General features: G+C 49.6%; 20 protein-coding genes, 2 tRNA genes and 6 other RNA genes. 16 read left to right on the plus strand and 12 right to left on the minus strand.

The window, feature by feature from the left end; translation table 11 throughout:
- Positions 1 to 166 precede the first annotated feature (166 nt).
- A complete protein-coding gene (locus ABK821_RS24360) occupies positions 167 to 370 on the plus strand; it encodes a hypothetical protein (RefSeq protein ID WP_343179107.1) in 204 nt (67 codons plus the stop codon).
- 282 nt (positions 371 to 652) lie between these two features.
- Positions 653 to 949, plus strand: coding sequence for a YciI family protein (locus ABK821_RS24365; RefSeq protein ID WP_004103089.1), 297 nt, complete (start codon positions 653 to 655; stop codon positions 947 to 949).
- Between the two features lie 661 nt (positions 950 to 1,610).
- Here the strand turns inward: ABK821_RS24365 and ABK821_RS24370 are convergent.
- Positions 1,611 to 1,784, minus strand: a complete 174-nt coding sequence (locus tag ABK821_RS24370; RefSeq protein WP_138360365.1) for a YciY family protein — start codon at positions 1,782 to 1,784, stop codon at positions 1,611 to 1,613.
- Positions 1,785 to 1,928: 144 nt separating this feature from the next.
- Between ABK821_RS24370 and cls the strand changes: the two genes are divergently transcribed.
- Both cls and ABK821_RS24380 read left to right on the plus strand, forming a co-directional pair.
- A complete protein-coding gene (gene cls, locus ABK821_RS24375; RefSeq protein WP_138360364.1) occupies positions 1,929 to 3,389 on the plus strand; it encodes a cardiolipin synthase in 1,461 nt (486 codons plus the stop codon).
- Positions 3,390 to 3,423: 34 nt separating this feature from the next.
- Entirely contained in the window at positions 3,424 to 3,753 is a 330-nt protein-coding gene (locus ABK821_RS24380) for an HI1450 family dsDNA-mimic protein (protein WP_142501429.1), read from the plus strand.
- A gap of 121 nt (positions 3,754 to 3,874) precedes the next feature.
- Here the strand turns inward: ABK821_RS24380 and ABK821_RS24385 are convergent, their stop codons facing one another.
- The 7 genes from ABK821_RS24385 to ABK821_RS24415 form a co-directional block, all read right to left on the minus strand.
- The gene (locus tag ABK821_RS24385) at positions 3,875 to 4,699 is read right to left on the minus strand and encodes an ion transporter (protein WP_395034199.1); all 825 of its coding nucleotides are present in this window, start codon (positions 4,697 to 4,699) and stop codon (positions 3,875 to 3,877) included.
- Positions 4,700 to 4,757: 58 nt separating this feature from the next.
- Positions 4,758 to 5,762 (minus strand): murein tripeptide/oligopeptide ABC transporter ATP-binding protein OppF, encoded by a 1,005-nt coding sequence (gene oppF / locus ABK821_RS24390; RefSeq protein ID WP_138360361.1) that lies wholly within the window; start codon positions 5,760 to 5,762, stop codon positions 4,758 to 4,760.
- On the minus strand, positions 5,759 to 6,772 hold the full coding sequence (locus tag ABK821_RS24395; protein WP_395034198.1) for an ABC transporter ATP-binding protein: 1,014 nt from the start codon (positions 6,770 to 6,772) through the stop codon (positions 5,759 to 5,761). Before ABK821_RS24395 ends, oppF begins: the two co-directional genes overlap by 4 nt.
- A gap of 11 nt (positions 6,773 to 6,783) precedes the next feature.
- Positions 6,784 to 7,692, minus strand: coding sequence for an oligopeptide ABC transporter permease OppC (gene oppC, locus ABK821_RS24400; RefSeq protein WP_138360359.1), 909 nt, complete (start codon positions 7,690 to 7,692; stop codon positions 6,784 to 6,786).
- Between the two features lie 14 nt (positions 7,693 to 7,706).
- Positions 7,707 to 8,627, minus strand: a complete 921-nt coding sequence (gene oppB, locus ABK821_RS24405; RefSeq protein ID WP_138360358.1) for an oligopeptide ABC transporter permease OppB — start codon at positions 8,625 to 8,627, stop codon at positions 7,707 to 7,709.
- Positions 8,628 to 8,717: 90 nt separating this feature from the next.
- A complete protein-coding gene (gene oppA / locus ABK821_RS24410; protein WP_343179109.1) occupies positions 8,718 to 10,349 on the minus strand; it encodes an oligopeptide ABC transporter substrate-binding protein OppA in 1,632 nt (543 codons plus the stop codon).
- 742 nt (positions 10,350 to 11,091) lie between these two features.
- On the minus strand, positions 11,092 to 11,739 hold the full coding sequence (locus ABK821_RS24415; RefSeq protein WP_138360355.1) for a YchE family NAAT transporter: 648 nt from the start codon (positions 11,737 to 11,739) through the stop codon (positions 11,092 to 11,094).
- Between the two features lie 626 nt (positions 11,740 to 12,365).
- Between ABK821_RS24415 and adhE the strand changes: the two genes are divergently transcribed.
- Positions 12,366 to 15,041 carry a bifunctional acetaldehyde-CoA/alcohol dehydrogenase gene (adhE, locus tag ABK821_RS24420; protein ID WP_138360354.1) on the plus strand — a complete coding sequence of 892 codons (2,676 nt, stop codon included), beginning with the start codon at positions 12,366 to 12,368 and terminating at the stop codon, positions 15,039 to 15,041.
- Positions 15,042 to 15,221: 180 nt separating this feature from the next.
- Here adhE and tdk read toward each other — a convergent pair whose 3' ends face one another.
- Positions 15,222 to 15,839 (minus strand): thymidine kinase, encoded by a 618-nt coding sequence (gene tdk, locus ABK821_RS24425; RefSeq protein ID WP_138360353.1) that lies wholly within the window; start codon positions 15,837 to 15,839, stop codon positions 15,222 to 15,224.
- Positions 15,840 to 16,551: 712 nt separating this feature from the next.
- Between tdk and hns the strand changes: the two genes are divergently transcribed.
- Complete coding sequence (gene hns / locus ABK821_RS24430; protein WP_138360352.1) at positions 16,552 to 16,959, plus strand: histone-like nucleoid-structuring protein H-NS; 408 nt, start codon at positions 16,552 to 16,554, stop codon at positions 16,957 to 16,959.
- 277 nt (positions 16,960 to 17,236) lie between these two features.
- Here hns and galU read toward each other — a convergent pair whose 3' ends face one another.
- The 3 genes from galU to rssA form a co-directional block, all read right to left on the minus strand.
- Positions 17,237 to 18,139 carry a UTP--glucose-1-phosphate uridylyltransferase GalU gene (gene galU / locus ABK821_RS24435; protein WP_343179110.1) on the minus strand — a complete coding sequence of 301 codons (903 nt, stop codon included), beginning with the start codon at positions 18,137 to 18,139 and terminating at the stop codon, positions 17,237 to 17,239.
- Positions 18,140 to 18,337: 198 nt separating this feature from the next.
- Positions 18,338 to 19,351: a two-component system response regulator RssB gene (gene rssB, locus ABK821_RS24440; RefSeq protein WP_142501430.1), complete on the minus strand. Its 1,014-nt coding sequence runs from the start codon at positions 19,349 to 19,351 to the stop codon at positions 18,338 to 18,340.
- A 90-nt stretch (positions 19,352 to 19,441) separates the two neighbouring features.
- On the minus strand, positions 19,442 to 20,341 hold the full coding sequence (gene rssA, locus ABK821_RS24445; RefSeq protein ID WP_138360349.1) for a patatin-like phospholipase RssA: 900 nt from the start codon (positions 20,339 to 20,341) through the stop codon (positions 19,442 to 19,444).
- A gap of 113 nt (positions 20,342 to 20,454) precedes the next feature.
- Here rssA and ABK821_RS24450 point away from each other — a divergent pair, with 113 nt between their 5' ends.
- The 10 genes from ABK821_RS24450 to ABK821_RS24495 all read left to right on the plus strand — a co-directional run bounded on the left by ABK821_RS24450 (position 20,455) and on the right by ABK821_RS24495 (position 23,229).
- Positions 20,455 to 20,913 (plus strand): YchJ family protein, encoded by a 459-nt coding sequence (locus ABK821_RS24450; RefSeq protein WP_138360402.1) that lies wholly within the window; start codon positions 20,455 to 20,457, stop codon positions 20,911 to 20,913.
- A 42-nt stretch (positions 20,914 to 20,955) separates the two neighbouring features.
- Positions 20,956 to 21,798 (plus strand): formyltetrahydrofolate deformylase, encoded by an 843-nt coding sequence (purU, locus tag ABK821_RS24455; RefSeq protein WP_138360348.1) that lies wholly within the window; start codon positions 20,956 to 20,958, stop codon positions 21,796 to 21,798.
- A 169-nt stretch (positions 21,799 to 21,967) separates the two neighbouring features.
- Positions 21,968 to 22,109, plus strand: a non-coding RNA gene (locus ABK821_RS24460) — RtT sRNA.
- A 29-nt stretch (positions 22,110 to 22,138) separates the two neighbouring features.
- A tRNA-Tyr gene (locus tag ABK821_RS24465) sits at positions 22,139 to 22,223 on the plus strand.
- A 46-nt stretch (positions 22,224 to 22,269) separates the two neighbouring features.
- Positions 22,270 to 22,402: non-coding RNA, RtT sRNA (locus tag ABK821_RS24470), on the plus strand.
- Between the two features lie 27 nt (positions 22,403 to 22,429).
- Positions 22,430 to 22,514, plus strand: a tRNA-Tyr gene (locus tag ABK821_RS24475).
- A 47-nt stretch (positions 22,515 to 22,561) separates the two neighbouring features.
- Positions 22,562 to 22,693, plus strand: a non-coding RNA gene (locus ABK821_RS24480) — RtT sRNA.
- A gap of 47 nt (positions 22,694 to 22,740) precedes the next feature.
- A non-coding RNA gene (locus ABK821_RS24485) (RtT sRNA) lies at positions 22,741 to 22,872 on the plus strand.
- Between the two features lie 47 nt (positions 22,873 to 22,919).
- Positions 22,920 to 23,051: non-coding RNA, RtT sRNA (locus ABK821_RS24490), on the plus strand.
- Between the two features lie 46 nt (positions 23,052 to 23,097).
- Positions 23,098 to 23,229, plus strand: a non-coding RNA gene (locus ABK821_RS24495) — RtT sRNA.
- Positions 23,230 to 23,279: the final 50 nt, after the last annotated feature.

Here is a 23,279-nt window from a genome sequence, read left to right on the forward strand (position 1 = left end):
GGACGCCAATAGAAACGTTACTTGATGGAAAACGCATCTGGGCTGAGAAAAATTTAAGCCAGATGTAATCTGACAGATACCTGTATAAATAACCGGTAACTGTCAGATCAGGTCTGAGCTAATACAGTTTAACACTGGCAATCGGTGAGATGCTCAGGAGGCTTGAATGACGCTTTATCCGTGTAATCCTCTGAAGTCTCAAGGGGATGCAATTCCGTTAACTCAAAATCTCGCCCTGAATATTCCTGTCCCAATGCTACAGAAGCTGGACAGAGTAGGTTATGAACTTGCGGGACATTACAAATTGGGCGGATTATCAGAGCAGCGCTTGAGATTGCTGGCATTGGCTCACCTGATAGAGCGGGCTTAGTGCTTGTAATGTGAATGAAAACCAGATACTTTCAAAACCCGAATAGCCTATATTCAAGGGTCATTGCGCTCATAATTGTTTCTGTTGAAAAATGATGTTCCGATTTTAAATGCAAATAGTAATCATATTCAACCAGGGTTGCTAACTTGCGTTAAAATTTGCCCGCTTTTCTGAAAAAATCCCCAGAACATGGCATTCTGAGGCATACGCGTATCTTTGCATTGCAGTCAACGCCGGTTTAACTTAACGTAACTCGCCAATTTATTGATAAGGAGCCATGCCGTGCTTTACGTTATCTACGCTGAAGATATTGCCGACTCTCTGGAAAAAAGAACATCGGTACGCCCCGCCCACCTGGCGCGTTTGCAACTGTTACATGATGAGGGGCGTTTGCTGACCGCTGGCCCAATGCCTGCTGTAGACAGTAATGAGCCCGGTGCGGCTGGCTTTACCGGTTCAACCGTGATCGCGGAGTTTGAATCACTGGAGGCGGCGCAATCCTGGGCCAATGACGACCCGTATATCGCCGCCGGTGTTTATCAGAAAGTCTCTGTTAAGCCTTACAAAAAGGTATTTTGATAATCCAGGAAAACAATAACGATCAGAGACCTGGCGCAGATTTCATCTACGCATGCAATTGAAAGGGCGCGTTTAGATACATGTCACACTGCGCCCACTTCTTTTTCTGACGCACATCACCGGGCAAGCATCGTGCCGCATCATGTTGTGGTTATGTCACGCGAGTTTAGCACTCTGTCCCGACGGATTGACGACCCGGCCTGTCGACCATGAGGCTGCCTGTCAGCGCAAAAGCGCCAGTCAGAAATTCCCGGCCACTCTAAATCCATTCCTGAGTTTTGCAGCCCGCCCCGCGATTACCCTGGTTATCGTTGCTGGTGCCTTTCCCGGTCAGTTTTATCACGGATTAGTCCTATTAGATGCACCTGACGCGAGATAATTATGGCTTCTCCATAAAATATTCACATTTATGATTTGGAATTAATATCCCTGATTAAGGAGTTTTTATGAAAAAAATTGTGCTGTTAGTTTTTGTGCTTTGCGGAGCGGTGTCGCTTTCCGGGTGTATTCTCCCTCCAGGAGGACCTGGCGGCGGTCACTCCCAGGGACCCGGTCCTCGGTAATACAGTAAGGCCCATTTTCAGTCAGGGCCTTTCTGACCATTATCTGGTCAATAATCTACCGATGCAGGCACCGCAAGCGGTGCCTTTTGTTTCGCCTTTCAAAACTCAGAGAAGGTGAACAGCAAAGAGTGACGCTGCCGTTTAACCAGCTCTTTTCTGATGGCGAGGATACGCATATTCCGGCGCGATTGGCCTTCCAGCCAGCGTGTTTTACGGCGACTCACCTGTCTTAGCATGCGCCAGCGCCCTACTTCCGTTCTACTACGCTTCATTGCTACTACTCTACGAGTGAAAAACAGCCTGCATTATAGACCCATGAATCCGGGTGACCAACGCTTTCGCTGCGTTTTTATTTGCCAGATGGATGCTGATGCGTAAACTCATGACATAAAGTCATTCAAAAGGATTTTTCATCTATGACAACCTTTTACACGGTGGTTAACTGGCTGGTCATACTCGGATACTGGCTACTGATCGCTGGTGTAACATTACGTATATTAATGAAAAGACGCGCAGTCCCGTCAGCAATGGCGTGGCTACTTATCATCTATATTCTACCTCTGGTGGGGATTATTGCTTATCTGTCGTTTGGCGAACTGCATCTGGGCAAGCGCCGGGCCGAACGCGCAAGCGCAATGTGGCCGTCGACGGCGAAATGGTTAAAGGATCTCAAAGCCTGTAAACATATCTTTGCTGATGAGAATAGCCCGGTCGCCGAATCATTATTTAAGCTCTGCGAACACCGCCAGGGAATTGCCGGTGTTAAGGGCAATCAGCTCCAGCTACTCACCGAATCCGATGATGTCATGCAGGCCTTAATTCGCGACATTCAGCTCGCGCGTCACAATATTGAGATGGTGTTCTATATCTGGCAGCCTGGCGGTATGGCCGATAAAGTCGCGGAGTCATTAATGGCGGCGGCAAGACGCGGCGTACACTGCCGGTTAATGCTCGACTCTGCCGGGAGCGTTGCCTTTTTCCGCAGTCCCTGGGCCGCTATGATGCGTAATGCGGGAATCGACGTTGTTGAGGCGCTGAAAGTTAATCTGATGCGTGTCTTTCTGCGTCGTATGGATCTGCGTCAGCATCGCAAGATGGTTATGATCGACAATTATATTGCCTATACCGGCAGTATGAATCTGGTTGATCCACGCTTCTTTAAACAGGACTCCGGCGTCGGCCAGTGGATTGATCTGATGGCGAGAATGGAAGGCCCGGTAGCGACAGCCATGGGAATTGTCTATTCCTGCGACTGGGAAATTGAAACCGGAAAGCGCATTTTACCGCCGCCGCCAGATGTTAATATCATGCCGTTCGAAGAGGCCAGCGGGCATACTATTCACACCATCGCCTCAGGGCCCGGCTTCCCTGAAGACTTGATCCACCAGGCACTGCTCACCGCCGCTTATGCGGCTAAAGAGCACTTGATCATGACAACCCCCTACTTTGTGCCCAGCGACGATCTGCTGCATGCCATCTGCACCGCAGCCCAACGCGGCGTTGATGTCAGCATCATTTTGCCGCGTAAGAACGATTCGTTGCTTGTGGGTTGGGCCAGCCGCGCCTTCTTTACCGAACTGCTGGCTGCCGGCGTGAAAATCTATCAATTTGAAGGCGGCCTGTTGCATACCAAAAGTGTGCTGGTTGACGGCGAGCTCAGTCTGGTTGGAACCGTTAACCTTGATATGCGTAGCCTGTGGCTTAACTTCGAAATTACGCTGGTGATTGATGATGTCGGGTTTGGTGGCGACCTGGCCGCGGTACAGGACGATTATATCTCCCGCTCGCGCCTGCTTGACGCCAGATTGTGGTTAAAACGTCCTCTCTGGCAGCGGATCGCCGAGCGACTGTTTTACTTCTTCAGTCCGTTACTGTAAAACATGCCAATCAGATGTTTATTGGGTAGCAATCATGGATATGGATTTAAACAACCGCCTGACCGAAGACGAAACACTTGAACAGGCTTACGACATCTTCCTTGAGCTGGCTGTCGACAACCTCGATCCGGCAGATGTCATTCTGTTTAATTTACAGTTTGAAGAACGCGGCGGCGCTGAACTGTTTGACCCGGCACCCGACTGGGAAGAACACGTTGATTTTGATCTCAATCCTGACTTTTTTGCTGAAGTGGTTATTGGGCTGGCAGATGAAGATGGTGGAGAGATTAACGATATTTTTGCCCGGGTGCTGCTGTGCCGCGAAAAAAACCACAAGCTTTGCCATATTCTATGGCGCGAATAAACTGGCGTGAATACGTTCTTTCACCAGCCAGTAGCCATATATAATGCGTGGGGGTGAGTGAAACCACCCCCTGCCCTCCACCTGCAGCAGGTCGTTTACGTAGATATGCTGGTTTGCCTGTCTACTTCGGCAGTTCACTTCCGCAGGCGTTACAGTAACGCGCGCTTTTATCGTGCATATTATGCTGGCAATTCGAACACCGACGCTGAGTTCGACGATTCTGAAACGCCAGTGTCATATGCGTTGTAATCAGGCCGGTCGGAATCGCAATAATCGAGTAGCCAATTAAAATAAGTATTGAGGCCAGAATGCGCCCCAGCGGGGTATGCGGCGTAATATCGCCATACCCCACCGTGGTTATTGTCACAATCGCCCAATAAACTGACGCATTTAGTGTAGTAAAACCGTACTGCGGTCCCTCAATCAGGTACATTAGCGCACCAAAAATCACCATTACGATGGCAATAAATGAGTAAAACAGGATCAGCTGATGACGAGCACTAACAATCGCGGCCCAGAAAATATTCAACGACGGCATAAAACGCAGTAGTTTAAGAATACGCAACGCACGAATCGCGCGCATCGCCCGCCAGGCAAAAACATATTCAAGACTAATCTCTGGCCATAGCCACATAACGTACAGCGGCAAAATCGTCGCTAAATCAATTATTCCCCAGAAGCTGCAAACATATTTCACTGGATTCGGCCAAGTGATCAGGCGCAGCAGATATTCAAGGGTAAAAACCACAGTAACGATAATCTCAAGCCAGACGAAAATATGCCATTCATCTGACGTCAGATGATATTGCGTCCCCAGTCCGGACTCGATAAATATCACCAGCACGCTAAGCAGTGCAAAAACACCGCATAACCCCTCAAAATGCCGGCCGGAACGCCGATTTTGATCGAAGAGTAGATGATACAGCCGCAGACGAGCGGTACAGATGTTCAACGCCACGTTCACCTCGCAAAAGAAAAGGGCTGACTCACGCCAGCCCCGGAGATTATAGCGGGTCTACCTTCAGGCAGGAAACGGCGTGTCGGAAACTTCCCTCCAGAACCGGTCGCGTTTTTGCGCACTCTGGTCCGGCCAGTGGACAACGCGTACGAAATACGCATCCCGATGGCGGGTTTATCGGCGAGGGCAATTCTCCTTCCAGCAGTTGAATCGTTTTATTCCTTTCGATATCCGGGTCCGGAACCGGCACTGCCGACATTAACGCTTTTGTATAAGGATGCAGTGGATTATGGTACACCTCGTCGTAGGTTCCCAGTTCTACAGCATGCCCCAGATACATGACCAGTACCCGGTCAGAGATATGTTTGACCACCGCCAGATCATGGGCAATAAAAATCAGCGATAATCCCATCTCCCGCTGCAACTGCTGCAACAGGTTCACCACCTGTGCCTGAATCGATACATCCAGCGCCGAAACCGGTTCATCGCAGATAATCAACTTCGGCTCAAGGATCAGGGCACGTGCAATACCGATACGCTGGCACTGGCCACCAGAAAATTCGTGCGGATAGCGGTTAATCAGGTTCGGTAGCAAACCCACTTTCATCATCATCGCTTTAACGCGATCACGAACTTCCTGACGTGGCATTCTGGGATGGTAGGTACGCAACGGCTCGGCAATAATTTCCCCGATCGTCATACGCGGATTCAATGACGCCAGCGGATCCTGGAATATCATCTGAATATCGCTGCGCACAGCACGTAATTCTTCCGCTTTTAATCCCAATAAATCTTTACCCAGCCAGGCGACTTTGCCGCCAGTAGCCTTTACAAGACCAATAATCGCCCGCGCAAAGGTTGATTTCCCACAGCCAGACTCCCCGACGACGCCGAGCGTTTCACCTTCATAAAGGCGCAGGGTGACACCATCGACCGCTTTCAGCGTTTTCGACGGTTGCCAGAACCACTGTTTGCCGTCTTTAATATCAAAATGCACTTTCAGATCGGCAATTTCGAGCAGGACTTTTCTTTGTTCCGTCACGGCGTTCATAGCAAATCCCCCACCGGTTGAAAGCAGGCACGCAAGCGGCCTGGTGCAAACGCCTCCAGAGGCGGAGCGTTATTACAAATCTCCGTCGCATGCGGGCAACGCGGCTGGAACGGGCAGCCCTTCGGTAAACGCAGCAGGTTTGGCGGGTTGCCCGGAATCGTTAACAAGGCATCGCCTTCCGCATCCAGTCGCGGAGCCGCATTGAGCAGACCAATAGAGTATGGATGCGACGGGTGATAAAAGACGTCTCGCGCCAGACCATATTCCATAGTTCGTCCGGCATACATCACCAGTACCTTGTCGCAGATCCCGGCAACAACGCCGAGATCGTGGGTAATCATGATGATTGCGGTATTGAACTCGTGCTTAAGCTCATTCAGAAGCGTCATTATTTGCGCCTGTACGGTCACGTCCAGCGCGGTTGTCGGTTCATCCGCAATCAGCAGTTTAGGCCGACACAACAGCGCCATCGCGATCATGACGCGCTGACGCATCCCACCGGAGAATTCATGCGGATACATTTTCATCCGTTTGCGCGCCTCCGGCATTTTTACCGCATCCAGCATTTTCACCGACTCTTCAAATGCTTCGGCTTTACTCATCGCGTTATGCAGCATCAGGACTTCCATCAACTGTTCGCCGACCCGCATATACGGATTGAGTGATGTCATCGGATCCTGGAAAATCATTGAAATGTGCTTCGCGCGCAGTTTATTCAGTTCGTGCTCAGGAAGATTCAGGATCTGCTCGCCGTTAAAGGTTGCTGAACCGCCGATGCGACCGTTTGCCGCCAGCAGTCCCATCAGCGCAAAAGCCGTTTGCGACTTACCGGAACCAGACTCGCCGACAATGCCTAAGGTTTCCCCAGCTTGCAGCGTAAAGTTGAGGTCGTTGACAGCGGTCACATCGCCATCGGGCGTGCCAAAGGTGACGCGCAGATCTTTCACATCCAGCAGCAGCCCGGATTGTGATGCTGCCTGCGGCGTTTTTGCCGTTTCAATCATGCTCATGACGGCGCTCCTTAGCGGTCTTTCGGGTCGAGGGCATCACGCAGGCCATCGCCGATAAAGTTAAAACAAAACAACGTTACCACCAGGAAACCGGCAGGAAACAGTAGCAGCCACGGCGAGACTTCCATTGAGTTCGCACCATCGCTGAGCAGAGCGCCCCAGCTACTTAGCGGTTCCTGAGTACCCAGACCGAGGAAGCTTAAAAATGACTCAAACAGAATCATGCTCGGAACCAGCAACGAGGCATACACCACCACCACGCCAAGAACGTTAGGTACAATATGGCGGATCACAATATTGCCCGTTGACACCCCGCCAACCTGCGCGGCTTCAATAAACTCTTTGCGCTTCAGGCTCAGGGTCTGGCCGCGAACGATACGCGCCATATCCAGCCAGGACACCATGCCAATGGCGACGAAAATCAGCAGGATATTCTGGCCAAAGAAGGTCACCAGCAAAATAACGAAGAACATAAACGGGAAGGAGTTGAGGATTTCCAGCAGGCGCATCATCACCGAATCCACTTTCCCGCCCAGATAACCGGAAAGCGAACCGTACAGCGTCCCCAGAATTACCGCCACCAGCGCAGCAGCAACGCCGACCATTAATGAAATACGTCCACCGATCGCCACCCGCACCAGCAGGTCGCGGCCGGACGAATCGGTGCCAAAGTAGTGGCCCGATGCGATATCAGGCGCACTGGACATCATGCCCCAGTCGGTATCGTAATAGGAAAATGGCGATACCATCGGCGCAATGATGACAAACAACGCAATGAGCACCAGCACAATCAGGCTGGCGACTGCTGCGCGGTTATGCATAAAGCGGCGGCGAGCATCCTGCCAGAGGCTACGTCCCTCAACTTCCAGTTTTTCACTGAAGTTTTCCAGCGCCTCGCTGTTTTTCTTACTTAACATTATGGCGAACCCCAGCGTCAGTAACGAATTTTCGGATCGATAACGGCATACAGCACATCAACGATCGCGTTAAACAGAATGGTCAATGCGCCAACCAGAATGGTCAGGCTGAGTACCAGCGAGTAATCGCGGTTCAGCGCGCCGTTGACGAACAGTTGACCGATTCCCGGCAGGCCATAAATGGTTTCGATAACCATCGAGCCGGTAATAATGCCGACGAAAGCGGGTCCCATATAAGAAAGCACCGGCAGTAGCGCAGGCTTTAATGCGTGGCGCAAGACGATCGTGCGCATCGGCAAGCCTTTCGCCCGTGCGGTACGAATAAAGTTAGAGTGCAGAACCTCAATCATGGAGCCGCGGGTGATACGTGCGATGCTGGCAATATAGGCCAGTGAAAGCGCGACCATCGGCAGGATCATATATTGTATGGCTCCCCCGTTCCAGCCGCCGCCCGGCAGCCAGTGCAGCGTAATAGCGAATATCATTACCAATAACGGCGCGACTACAAAACTGGGTATCACCACCCCGGTCATCGCGATGCCCATCACAGCAAAATCCCATTTCGTATTTTGCTTCAGGGCGGCAATAACCCCGGCAGTGACGCCAAGCAGAACCGCCAGAGCAAACGCGGCGAAGCCTAACTTAGCCGATACCGGGAAACTGGCAGCGACCAGATCGTTTACCGAATAATCTTTATATTTAAACGAAGGACCGAAATCGCCATGCGCCAGTTGCTTCAGATAATTGAAGTACTGGGTCATGATAGGGTCGTTTAAATGATATTTTGCTTCAATATTCGCCATCACTTCCGGCGGTAACGTGCGTTCACCGGTAAACGGACTACCCGGTGCGAGACGCATCATGAAGAACGAGATTGTAATTAGAATAAAAAGCGTCGGAATCGCTTCAAGACAGCGACGTAAGATAAATTTCAACATTGCCCATACCTTCTGGCGAGTGTGCCTTCAATAGTGCGATCAAATAAGACACCGCGGGGCGGGCAAAAATACCCGCCCCACGTATTGCCATTAGTGCTTCACAATGTACATGTTTCTTGTATACGTATTATCCAGCGGATCTTTGCCGGTATACCCCCCTACCCACGGCTTAACCAGGCGAGCGTTAACGTAATAGAAGACCGGTACGATGACAGAGTCTTTATCCAGCTGTTGCTCAGCCCTGGCATAGAGATCTGCGCGTTGTGCTTCATCGTTGGTTTGCAGCGTTTCAGCAATAATCTTGTCGAAAGCAGGGCTCTTATAATGCGAGGTGTTATTTGAGCTGTCGCTTAACATGGTATTGAGGAAAGAAGTCGGTTCATTGTAGTCCGCACACCAGCCAGCGCGCGCAACATCAAAGGTTCCCTGGTGGCGATTATCAAGGAAGGTTTTCCATTCCTGATTCTCCAGCTTCACATTTGCGCCAATGTTTTTCTTCCAGATAGACGCCACGGCGATCGCCAGTTTTTTATGCAGATCGGAAGTGTTGTATAGCAGGTTGAAAGTCAGCGGTTTACTGGCGGAATAACCGGCTTCAGCCAGTAATTTTTTGGCTTCTTCGTTACGTTTTTCCTGCGACCACTTGAACCACTCCGGCTTAATCAGTTTCATGCCATCAGTGTACGGTGGCGTGTAGCTATAGGCCGGCAGGTCGCCCTGGTTTTTCACTTTGTTGACAATAATGTCGCGGTCCAGCGCCAGTTTCAGCGCGGTACGTACGCGAACATCGGTAAACGGCGCTTTCTGGTTGTTAATTTCATAGTAATAGGTGCACAGATAGGGATCGACGTGAACTTCTTTCGGGATCTCTTTTTTCAGTTTCTGGAACAATTCAATCGGCATGTTGTTATAGGTCATATCGATTTCACCGCTGCGATAGCGGTTGACGTCGGTGACTTCTGAAGAGATCGGCAGATAAGTGACCTGATTAATAACGGTTTTGGCGTTATTCCAGTAATTCGTATTACGCACCAGCACAATACGTTCGTTAACCACCCAATCTTTTAATTTATATGCGCCGTTACTGACAATATTAGCCGGTTGAGTCCACTTCTCACCAAATTTATCAATAACGGATTTCGGTACGGGTGAAAGAGACGAGTGAACCAGAAGTTTATAAAAGTATGGTACCGGCTCGCTGAGCGTCACTTGAAAAGTGTGATCGTCCAGCGCTTTTACGCCCAGATCAGTAATCGGTTTTTTGCCGCTGATAATGTCATCAACGTTGGCCACATGACCATACTGCAGATAGCTTGCATAAGGCGAAGCGGTTTTCGGATCGACCAGACGCTGCCAGCTATAAACGAAATCTTGCGCGGTTACCGGTGAACCATCTGACCACTTCGCATCTTTACGTAGATGGAAGGTCCAGACTTTAAAATCCTTATTTTCCCATTTTTCCGCAACGCCTGCGACCGGATGACCATCAAGGTCACTCACCAATAACCCTTCGAATAAATCACGGCTAATATTAGACTCCGGCACACCTTCAATTTTGTGCGGGTCAAGGGACTGAACTTCCGAGCCATTGTTACGCACCAGCGTTTGTTGTTCCGCCAGTTGAACCCCTGCTGGCACATCTGCTGCCATGGCAGCGTTGGCGGTAATTAACGCAGAGAAGACCGCTGCGGCTACCAGGCTTTTTTTCGTGATGATGGTCATTGTGTTATTACTCCACTCATTATAATTACTGGCTATTTAACCAGCCTGTTTTCTCTTTCTGGATTCTGAACAGTGCAGGAGTTTATGCTGCTGTCAGAGAGTACTGCTTGCTATCACCGGCTTATTTATTACGGCAGCTCAAATGGCAACCTTAACGTCGATTCTTCCCCTGTCCGGGGTAATGTTAATTTGCAACGATCTATTTAATAAAAATTCTCATTCTCATATCGGTTCAGTTAACGATCACGGCGGAAAGTATCAAAACCCGTTATTGTCCGCCAATGGAATTTGCAAATATGTTACCGAATTCTCTTTTATCGTCTTCCCGTGGATAAAACCGCCAACTCGTCGGGCAAACAACAGAGATATAAATCGACATTTATCATATAGATACAATAAGATGCCTATTTTTTATACTAAATATCGCTAAAAAGGCCATTTTTTACACAAAGCATTAACAATCGCTCATTATTTAGCACATTCATCTACTTCATTAGCGAAATTACTAATATCATTTCAATTAACTGACGGCAAGCATCAGAGAATGATGTGAAGAAAATAACGCTGTTTAATGTGAGTAACGGGACAGGATTATACGCCAAATAAATATAACTAATTGATAATAAATAAGAATATCAAATCATTGCAAAATAATATCACAGACCGGCAAATCAGGCTTTGTAATATGTTTTTCACATGATGAGCAAATACTGAACGATGTTCCCGCGCCTGGAGGCGCGAGTTAATTCACCAGTCCGGGAAACAATGCCTTTATCCCGGTGACAATAAATTCGATCCCTAACGCCATCAGCAGCAACCCCATAATACGGGTAATCACGTTAATCCCCGTTTGCCCGAGCAAACGCACCAGCCAGGGCGCCATACGAAAAATCCCCCAGCAGCACAGCGCAAAAAGCGCAATGGCAATCGAAAAACCCAAAAAATGAGCGATGGTATGATAACGCGTTCCCCAGACAATAGTTGAGCTGATGGCGCCAGGCCCTGCCATCAGAGGCAATGCTAACGGTACTACGCCAATACTCTCGCGAATTGCCGTTTCTGATTTTTCTTGTTTGTTCTGTTTATCCTCACCAAGTTTGCCGCTAATCATAGACATGGCAATAGTGACGACCAGAATCCCACCGGCAATACGAAAGGAATCAATGGAAATGCCGAAGACCTGCAAAATCGCGTCGCCGAGAAACAGCGAGGTCAACAGAATAATGGCCACAGAGAGGTTAGCTGTCAGATTGGTTTTGTTACGTGCCGCCGCCGTCTGGTAACTGGTCATACTAATGAAGACCGGAATAATGCCAACCGGGTTTACCAGCGCAAATAAGCCAATGAAAAATTTAAAATAAGCTGAAAAATCAAACAACGGTTGAATCACAATGAACTCCGCAGCATCATTAAAAATGGCTGTTTCCAGTTACCAGCATGAAATATCCGCGAGAAGATACGCCTTTTAATAGCATAATTCATCTAAATTATGCATAAAGTCACAATAAAGCTCGGACATTGTTTATTTATTATTTAGCGCGGGCCTGCCTGGCGTAATTCGCGTAGCCATCCTCCGGATACGGATAACGCGTACAGCGCGAAGCGTAGACATTGCTCGTGACAATTATTCGCTTACCTTGCGGGGCAAAATGGCAGGCGACATCGTCCTGACGGGATAGATCTTAATACTATTTATTCATTTAATTAGCATAATAAATCATTACTCTTGATCAAAAAGGTCAAAAATCGGCCTGCTGAAAGGTATCAGCTTTGACAATTATTGATTTAGATCACATAAATTGTACCCAGAAGTGAGTAATCTTTGTGACACACAGCAAGGAGGGAAAGCAGCGATACCTGAGAGGAAAAATAACAGCTTTTTTAGTCAATCGGTGGAGCCAGCAGCACAAAATTCTTTTTGTTAACATTAAAATGCAGCCTGTTAACACTCTGTCTATACTGTCGGATTGAGCTACTGATTTACTAAAAAAGTTTAACATTATCAGGAGAGCATTTATGGCTGTTACTAATATCGCTGAACTGAACGCACTCGTCGAGCGCGTGAAAAAAGCCCAGCGTGAATATGCCAGTTTCACTCAAGAACAAGTCGACAAAATCTTCCGTGCCGCCGCTCTGGCCGCAGCTGATGCCCGAATCCCTCTCGCGAAGATGGCCGTTGCCGAATCCGGTATGGGTATCATCGAAGATAAAGTGATTAAAAACCACTTCGCTTCCGAATACATCTATAACGCCTATAAAGATGAAAAAACCTGTGGTGTGCTGTCTGAAGACGACACTTTCGGCACTATCACCATTGCTGAACCAATTGGCATCATCTGCGGTATCGTCCCGACAACTAACCCAACCTCAACCGCTATTTTTAAATCTCTGATCAGCCTGAAAACCCGTAACGCCATCATTTTCTCTCCACATCCGCGCGCCAAAGACGCCACCAACAAGGCGGCTGATATCGTTCTGCAGGCGGCGATCGCTGCGGGCGCGCCAAAAGACCTGATTGGCTGGATCGATCAACCTTCCGTTGAACTGTCTAACGCGCTGATGCACCACCCTGACATCAACCTGATCCTGGCGACAGGCGGCCCTGGCATGGTGAAAGCCGCATACAGTTCCGGTAAACCAGCTATCGGCGTTGGTGCGGGTAACACGCCGGTTGTTATCGATGAAACAGCCGATATCAAACGTGCGGTGGCTTCCGTACTGATGTCCAAAACCTTCGATAACGGCGTAATCTGTGCATCTGAACAGTCCGTTGTTGTTGTTGACTCCGTTTATGATGCCGTTCGCGAACGTTTCGCCAGCCACGGCGGCTATCTGCTGCAGGGCAAAGAGCTGAAAGCCGTTCAGGATGTTATTCTGAAAAATGGCGCGCTGAACGCGGCTATTGTGGGTCAACCGGCCTATAAAATTGCTGAACTGGCAGGCTTCACCGTACCAGAAACCACTAAGATTCTGATCGGCGAAGTGACGGTTGTTGATGACAGCGAACCGTTTGCTCATGAAAAACTGTCTCCGACGCTGGCAATGTATCGCGCGAAAGACTTCGAAGACGCGGTTGATAAAGCTGAAAAACTGGTAGCAATGGGCGGTATCGGCCACACCTCCTGCCTGTACACCGACCAGGACAACCAGCCAGCACGCGTTGCTTACTTCGGTCAAATGATGAAAACCGCGCGTATCCTGATTAACACCCCGGCTTCTCAGGGTGGTATCGGTGACCTGTATAACTTCAAACTCGCACCTTCCCTGACTCTGGGTTGTGGTTCCTGGGGTGGTAACTCCATCTCTGAAAACGTTGGTCCGAAACACCTGATCAACAAGAAAACCGTTGCTAAGCGAGCTGAAAACATGTTGTGGCACAAACTTCCGAAATCTATCTACTTCCGCCGTGGCTCTCTGCCCATCGCGCTGGATGAAGTGATTACCGATGGCCACAAACGTGCGCTCATCGTGACTGACCGTTTCCTGTTCAACAATGGCTATGCTGACCAGATCACCTCCGTGCTGAAAGCGGCTGGCGTTGAAACTGAAGTTTTCTTTGAAGTTGAAGCAGACCCGACGCTGACTATCGTGCGTAAAGGCGCAGAGCTGGCGAACTCCTTCAAACCAGACGTGATCATCGCGCTGGGCGGCGGCTCCCCGATGGATGCGGCGAAAATCATGTGGGTTATGTACGAACATCCAGAAACCCACTTCGAAGAACTGGCGCTGCGCTTTATGGACATCCGTAAACGTATCTACAAGTTCCCGAAAATGGGCGTAAAAGCGAAAATGATCGCCATCACTACCACTTCCGGTACCGGTTCTGAAGTAACGCCGTTTGCTGTTGTTACCGACGATGCGACCGGTCAGAAATATCCGCTGGCGGACTATGCGCTGACGCCGGATATGGCGATTGTCGATGCGAATCTGGTAATGGACATGCCGAAGTCCCTGTGTGCTTTCGGTGGTCTGGATGCCGTCACGCACGCGCTGGAAGCCTACGTTTCCGTACTGGCATCTGAGTTCTCCGATGGCCAGGCGCTGCAGGCACTGAAACTGCTGAAAGAGTATCTGCCGGCTTCTTATCATGAAGGGTCGAAAAACCCGGTAGCGCGCGAACGCGTTCACAGTGCAGCGACTATCGCTGGTATCGCCTTTGCCAACGCCTTCCTGGGTGTGTGCCACTCTATGGCGCATAAACTGGGTTCTCAGTTCCATATTCCGCACGGTCTGGCAAACGCCCTGCTGATTTGTAACGTTATCCGTTATAACGCGAACGACAACCCGACCAAGCAGACGGCGTTCAGCCAGTATGACCGTCCTCAGGCTCGCCGTCGCTATGCAGAAATCGCTGACCATCTGGGTCTGAGCGCACCGGGCGACCGTACTGCCGCTAAGATCGAGAAACTGCTGGCATGGCTGGAAAGCGTGAAAGCGGAACTGGGTATTCCTAAGTCTATCCGTGAAGCTGGCGTACAGGAAGCGGACTTCCTGGCACATGTAGACAAGCTGTCTGAAGACGCATTCGATGACCAGTGTACCGGCGCTAACCCGCGTTACCCGCTGATCTCCGAGCTGAAACAGATTCTGCTGGATACCTACTACGGCCGTGAATTCACTGAAGGTGAAGTTGCTGCGAAAAAAGACGCTGCCGCGCCAAAAGCTGACAAGAAAGCGAAGAAATCTGCTTAATTTGAACGCAGCCTGCTTAATTTGAACGCAGCAAAAAAAGCGAATATAAGCCCCATTTTGGGGCTTTTTTATATCTGCCGCGCAAGTCTCTGGCAGACCGTCGCAGCGAGTTATAATGTCCCTTGTGAGGGCCAATAAGGCGCTGCAAACGCGCCAGAGGAAGAATGCGCGGCAAATATATTAGCCTGCGTGTTGTTTGCTCTGCACAAAGGTCAAAGAGCCTTCCTTCAGGGCCTCTTTATAATGCTTACGACAAACGGAGACATACCGTTCATTGCCGCCTATCACAACCTGTTCCCCTTCATTGTAAGGTCGCCCTTCCTGATCGAGACGCAAAACCATACTCGCCTTACGGCCACAGAAACAGATAGTTTTTAATTCAACCAGCTTATCGGCCCACGCCAGTAAATATTGACTGCCAGTAAACAGTTCACCGCGAAAATCAGTACGCAGCCCATAACACAGCACGGGAATATCAAGCTGGTCCACCACTTCAGATAGCGCGAGCACCTGCTCACGCGTCAAAAACTGGCTCTCATCAACTAATACACAATGAACTGGCTGACGGGTATGCTCGTCTGCGATATCCGAGAATAAGTCAGTTTGCGTATTATACAGTCGAGCTGGCGATGAGAGACCAATCCTTGAACTCACCTTTCCGGAGCCAAAACGGTCATCGATCTCCGCCGTATAAACTACCGTACGCATCCCGCGCTCCTGGTAATTGTAAGAGGACTGTAACAGAGCGGTCGACTTACCCGCGTTCATTGCAGAGTAATAGAAATAAAGTTGTGCCATTGGCTGCGTAACCCCAATCAATGTGTTTTATCGCCGCAAAATTGTATCATATATTTTCTTCAACTATCGGCCCTGCAGCGTGCGTATTACGGGGAATGCTCAGTCTGCGAAGACCTGGGTGCAAAATCATTCCAGATATCCCGTGAGAGCTGACAAGGGAAAAAGCATCAGCCTCGCCCCAGACGACGCGAGATGCTGAACTGTTAGTGCAAAGCCTACAAGCGGGCTGAATTATTGCCCGTCCGCCTGTAATCAGCGGTATGACGGGTAAAAAATATTAAATAACTTATTGAATGGAGTTGGCTGCAATTCGTACACTCTGGCGCCGGACGCTTACGCCGCTATTGTCCGGTTACGCTTCAACGGACATTTTTCTGCCGCTATAACCGCACCGGACAAGGGTTTTATATTAACCATCATCACCGCTACCGGGCTAATACAGGCAAAGATATTTATCCATGCAAAGTATAATTTTTCTCTCTGTGCATCAGAAAAAGCATATGCTCTCAGAGTGTTAGCTTATGTTGTCCGCCGAACTATAAGCGGGAAAGATGTGAACCCACACATAAAATTTAAGTTAAATGAATTAATTTCCGCGACAAATAACAAGTTATTTTGACTTCCTTACATTCTCCCCTATTGCACATCTGAATTTATCGCTCTATTATTAGACCAACAAACCACCCCACAATATAAGTTTGAGATTACTACAATGAGCGAAGCACTTAAAATTTTGAACAACATCCGTACTCTTCGTGCGCAGGCAAGAGAATGCACCCTTGAAACGCTCGAAGAAATGCTGGAAAAATTAGAAGTTGTCGTTAACGAACGTCGTGAAGAAGAAAGCGCGGCTGCGGCAGAAATTGAAGAGCGTACTCGCAAACTGCAACAATATCGTGAAATGCTGATTGCTGACGGTATTGACCCAAATGAACTGCTGAGCAGCATGACTTCCGTTAAATCGGGAACGAAAACCAAACGCGCTGCGCGTCCGGCTAAATATAGCTACGTTGACGAAAATGGCGAAACTAAAACATGGACTGGTCAGGGGCGTACGCCAGCCGTCATCAAAAAAGCGATGGATGAGCAAGGTAAAACTCTGGACGATTTCCTGCTGTAATAAGCTATCGCATCCCGCGCAGAAATCCCGCTTCGGCGGGATTATTTTTATTCCTGCATTAACACCGCTCCCGGTGGCTTAAAAAAACCCTGAAAGGCGTTGCCTGCCCCGCACGATTCAAATCCTGAGACATTAAGGTGCCGTTGCTATTCCCCACGGAATGCGATCAATACCTTCGTCCAGGCAAGTTTTTTCAATAAACCAGACCTGAGCGACGCGGACATAAAAAAACCGGGAAACGAATCTCGCCCCCGGCCCGTCATCCTGTAGTAACCGATTACTTCGCTACTGCTTTTTCCAGCCAGGCTTTAAATTCCGCGCCCAGTGATTTGTGGCGTATGCCATATTCAACAAAAGCCTGCATATAGCCCAATTTATTACCGCAATCATGGCTTTTGCCTTTCATATGATAGGCTTCAACTGTTTCTTTTTCGATCAGCATATCAATGGCGTCTGTCAGTTGAATTTCATCCCCGGCTCCCGGAGGGGTTTTTGCCAGCAGAGGCCAGATATCCGCGCTCAGCACATATCGCCCTACGACCGCAAGATTGGATGGCGCAACGTCTGCTTTAGGCTTCTCAACTACGCCAACCATAGGTACGCTTTCTCCCGGCGCCAGAGACTGGCCTTTACAATCAACAACGCCATATGCGGTGACATCCGCAACCGGTTCAACCATTATCTGGCTGGCGCCCGTCTCATCAAAACGCGCGATCATTTCCGCAAGATTATCGAGGGACAGATCGGATTCATATTCATCCAGGATAACGTCCGGTAAAATAACCGCAACCGGCTCATCACCGACAACCGGGTGCGCGCAAAGCACTGCATGTCCCAAACCTTTAGCCAGCCCCTGACGAACCTGCATAATAGTCACATGCGGCGGACAAATAGATTGCACCTCTTCCAGCAACTGGCGTTTTACACGTTTTTCGAGCATCGCCTCCAGCTCAAAACTGGTATCAAAATGGTTTTCGATAGAATTTTTTGAAGAGTGCGTAACCAGAACAATTTCAGTAATCCCGGCGGCGATACATTCGTTAACAACATATTGAATTAAAGGCTTATCTACCAACGGCAACATTTCTTTAGGGATAGCCTTGGTAGCAGGCAACATCCTGGTGCCTAATCCCGCAACCGGGATGACAGCTTTTCTCACTTTTGAATTAAAGGCAGCCATTGAAATCTCCTGGACTGTTCGTTTTTTAAACTTTCCGTTAATAATTATGCTATCGAGTATATCAGCCTGCTCAGGCAAATCTCGTCCGAAAAGGTTTAGATATCTTCGAATTAGGATTTTTACCTATTAAACACAGTGATAGTACCACCGCAAAAGAATGCGCGATAATCCCACCTGTGTAAAAATAAACACAACTGCTTATACCGCAGACAACATAAGGCGTAAACGCCCGCCAGCCCCCCAAATTTGGCACTGCCATGATGTACAGCGCTGGCTAATTTGGTTGAGATAAGCATTGCCCAATGTCCCTAACGGAACGCCATTACTAATCTGAATCTGGTGTTCCCCTGTATTCAATGTGCCATTCAACCCAGCGGAGACTAAAATTAAATTTTTCAAACCGCTGTGGTAATACCCTACCAGTAATGGGAATTGCCCCGGTAAGTTAGCCTGGCGCAGCAATTGATTAACCTGCTTTAGCAGGTTTCCCATCTCTGGCAGGCGTTGTCCCTGATGTGCAAGCTGCTCCTGCAACAACCCATTGAACAGCGCGCGTAATAATAAGGCGGCGAGGACCCCATTATCGCCGGCACGCGTAACATCCAGACAATAAAACGCCAGATCGTTTTCTGATAATGGCGCAATATCAAGCACTAATCCGGACTTATCAGCCGAAACCAGTTGACGATAATGAATACGGCAACGGGACATCTCCTGTTGAACCGGCGGCTGAAGCTCCTGCAATAGCCTTGACGCGGCTTTGGGATCGCTGACCAGCGCATCCCAGTCTTCAAACAAGCGCTCTTCCTCCTCAACTCGCGAATTAAACATATTCGGATAGAGGCAGGCATAGACTGTTTCTCGCAGACGGTCGAAATCTTTTACCGGCTTTAGCAAAATATCCTGCACGCCAAGACGCAGCGCTTTGGCGATATCCGCCATATTTTCCGTCGCTGAAATCATCAGAATCGGCAACTGCTGACCTTGATTGCGCACATGTTCTACCAGTTGCAGGCCGTTCATGCGCGGCATCGAAATATCACAAATCATCAAATCCGGTGTTGACTCAGACATTTTTTGCAGGGCATCCACGCCATCTTCCGCCTGCACGATAGTCGCACCTAGCGACGTTAACCAACTGTGCATAAGAGAGCGGAAAACGGGCTCGTCTTCAACTATCAGAATCTGTTTTCCCGCCAATGGCTGCGTCATGATCTCTCCCCTGGCTGACGATAACTTAATAGTGGCATGCTATTCGCGCTATCGCCTGTCAGAAATTTATTTAAGTCTTTGCCAAATGCACTACGCGGAAGTGCGCACCAAAGGTAATAGCTCGTCCGTTTTCTTTTCAACCGCCAGATGTCCAGCCGCGATGGCTTCACCGGCCCGATGAAAATCAAGAGTGGAGATTTGCGGGCAAAAGGGTTGTATCAGGATATCAGGCGGATCGCCCGCCATACGGTTTCGCTTAAGACGATTTTCCAGAACCTGAATCGAAGTGGACATAATCTCCATAGCCGTTGGCGCTACCGCCGCCCGACGCGAAGTCATTCGCGCCAGACGGGAACGCAGCCGGGAATGCCACGAGTAATTTTCCCCGGCCTCCGGTCGCGGCACCTCAAGGGATAACAAATCCTGCTGCATCAGATGTGCATCGTGCTGTAAGTCAACGGCAATCACAATATCGGCTCCCATTGCGCGAGCCAGAGACACAGGAACCGGATTAACTACCGCGCCATCCACCAGCCAGTAACCGTTATGCCTCACCGGCGACATCAGACCTGGCATACTGCAAGACGCGCGGATCGCCATATGCAGATCCCCTTCCATAAACCACAATTCACGACCGGTGCTTAAATTGGTTGTGACCGCCGCAAAGCGCCGCTCGCAAGATTCAATTTCCGTGATGGGCATAATCCGCCGATAGTGGCTGAACACCCGTTCTCCGCGCAATAAACCTCCACGCTGCCAGGAGAGGTCCATTAACTTCAGAACGTCCCAGTTGCTAAAGGAACAGACCCATTTCTCCAGCGCCGGAAGTCGATTGCAGGCATAGGCAGCGCCCACCAGCGAGCCGATGGAACAGCCGGCGATAACATCAACATCGATACCCGCCTTTTGTAGTGCGTTAATCACACCAATATGTGACCATCCGCGTGCCGCGCCTGCCCCCAGAGCCAGGCCGATCTTAAGTTTTCTCATTATTACTGAACAATATCCTTCCATTCGAGGCATAGCATCATTGCCGCACCTCAGTTAACATAATGCGCTTTGGCGTTGCTGCGCCGTCTTTCTTAATCTTCATGGAGGCCATTTTGTCGCCATTATGCCCCTGTGGCAGCGCTCTGGAGTATAGCTCATGTTGTCAGCGTTATCTGTCTGGCGCGCAGCATGCGCCAGATCCGTCACAACTGATGCGGTCGCGCTACAGCGCATTTGTCATGAAGGATGCCGAGTATCTGATTAAAACCTGGCACTCTTCTTGTCAGGCACAACAGTTTCGTGCTGACCTTGAAAGCGGTTTTACTCGCACTCTATGGCGAGGCTTAACCGTTTTTGCTAGCGAGGAGGGTCGCAGCCCAGATGAGGGTTTTGTCAGTTTTATCGCGCGTTTTAGCGACGATAGCCACTCCGGCGTTATTATTGAACGATCCAGATTCTTAAAAGAAAACGGACAGTGGTACTATATCGACGGTACACGACCGCTTATCGGCCGTAACGACCTCTGCCCTTGTGGTTCAGGTAAAAAATTTAAAAAATGCTGCGGCCAGTAAGCCAGCAGCAGAAATAGCAAACACTACAGGATTTTCCCCGCGATGCATTCACTACAACGTAAAGTACTACGCACCATTTGCCCTGATCAGAAAGGCCTCATCGCGCGTATCACTAATATCTGCTACAAGCACGAACTGAACATCGTGCAGAACAACGAGTTCGTCGATCATCGAACCGGCCGTTTCTTTATGCGCACCGAGCTCGAAGGCATTTTCAATGATTCCATTCTACTGGCCGATCTCGACAGCGCACTGCCGGATGGCTCAATTCGCGAACTGACCCCGGCTGGTCGTCGCCGAATAGTGATCCTGGTCACCAAAGAGGCGCACTGTCTTGGCGATCTGCTGATGAAAGCCAACTATGGCGGACTGGATGTAGAAATTGCTGCCGTTATCGGCAACCATGACACATTACGTCCGCTGGTGGAACGGTTTGATATCCCTTTCCAGTTGGTAAGCCATGAGGGATTAACCCGTGAAGAACACGATATGCAGATGGGTGACGCCATTGCCGCGTTTGAGCCGGATTATGTTGTGCTGGCGAAATATATGCGCGTCCTGACGCCGGAATTCGTTTCCCGCTTCCCGAATAAGATTATCAATATTCACCATTCGTTCCTGCCAGCGTTTATCGGCGCACGTCCTTACCATCAGGCTTATGAGCGCGGCGTGAAAATTATCGGTGCGACCGCGCACTACGTGAACGATAATCTGGACGAAGGCCCAATCATTATGCAGGACGTGATTCATGTTGATCACACCTACACGGCTGAGGATATGATGCGTGCAGGCCGTGATGTTGAAAAAAATGTGTTAAGCCGGGCATTGTATAAGGTACTGGCCCAGCGCGTATTTGTTTACGGGAATCGCACTATCATTCTGTAAGCATCAACGATATGAATTGATTAGCTTTACTTCGTTACGGATGAAAAGTACGCAAACGGTTCATTTTAAGTAAAGGAATACTTTACAGGGGCGCATCATTTGGTATGATGCGCCCCGCTTCCCAACAGGAAGCAGGCCAGTACAAAGCATTACCCCGTGCTGGGGTTCCCGAGCGTTCATAAGGGAGCTGACTGTAAATCTACGGTCATCGACTTCAAGGTTCGACTCGAGCGATAGTAAGAGAACGTTGCCTACGGCAACGGCCCGAAGGGTGAGGAGCTTTAGCTCCGAATAATCCTTCCCTGCTATTGAATGCCTGCAGCATATTGAATTACCCCGTGGTGGGGTTCCCGAGCGGCCAAAGGGAGCAGACTGTAAATCTGCCGTCATCGACTTCGAAGGTTCGAATCCTTCCCCCACCACCATTTTTGACCACAGTGATGATGTGGTCACACCGATGAGCGTTAGCAAAGTTTGCACTCGTCGGGAAGGGTGAGAACCTTCGACCAGGGTTCGAGTCGAGCGCAAGCGAGACAACGTTGCCACAGGCAACGGCCCGAAGGGTGAGGAGCTTTAGCTCCGAATAATCCTTCCCTGCTATTGAATACTTGCAGCATATTGAATTACCCCTGGTGGGGTTCCCGAGCGGCCAAAGGGAGCAGACTGTAAATCTGCCGTCATCGACTTCGAAGGTTCGAATCCTTCCCCCACCACCATTACTTGTCTGTTGCACCCCAGCCAAATTAAATTCCTCTACTCCCATATTCTGCCCTCACGGGGAAGGATGAGAAGCTTCGACTAAGGTTCGATTCGAGCGCAAGCGAGAAAGCGTTGCCGAAGGCAACGACCCGAAGGGCGAGGCGCAACGCGCCGAGTAATCCTTCCCCCACCACCATTACTTGTCTGTTGCACCCCAGCCAAATTAAATTCCTCTACTCCCATATTCTGCCCTCACGGGGAAGGATGAGAAACTTCGACTAAGGTTCGATTCGAGCGCAAGCGAGAAAGCGTTGCCGAAGGCAACGACCCGAAGGGCGAGGCGCAACGCGCTGAGTCATCCTTCCCCCACCACCATTACTTGTCTGTTGCACCCCAGCCAAATTAAATTCCTCTACTCCCATATTCTGCCCTCACGGGGAAGGATGAGAAGCTTCGACTAAGGTTCGATTCGAGCGGAAGCGAGAAAGCGTTGCCGCAGGCAACGACCCGAAGGGCGAGGCGCAACGCGCCGAGTCATCCTTCCCCCACCACCATTATTTCCTGAAAGCACACAAACTACTTTTAATAACCTTGCCCCATATTCTGCCCTCACGGGGAAGGATGAGAAGCTTCGACTAAGGTTCGATTCGAGCGGAAGCGAGAAAGCGTTGCCGAAGGCAACGACCCGAAGGGCGAGGCGCAACGCGCCGAGTAATCCTTCCCCCACCACCATTACTTGTCTGTTGCACCCCAGCCAAATTAAATTCCTCTACTCCCATATT

Source organism: Klebsiella sp. KE9456 (assembly GCF_043832615.1).
Lineage (GTDB): Bacteria > Pseudomonadota > Gammaproteobacteria > Enterobacterales > Enterobacteriaceae > Klebsiella > Klebsiella indica.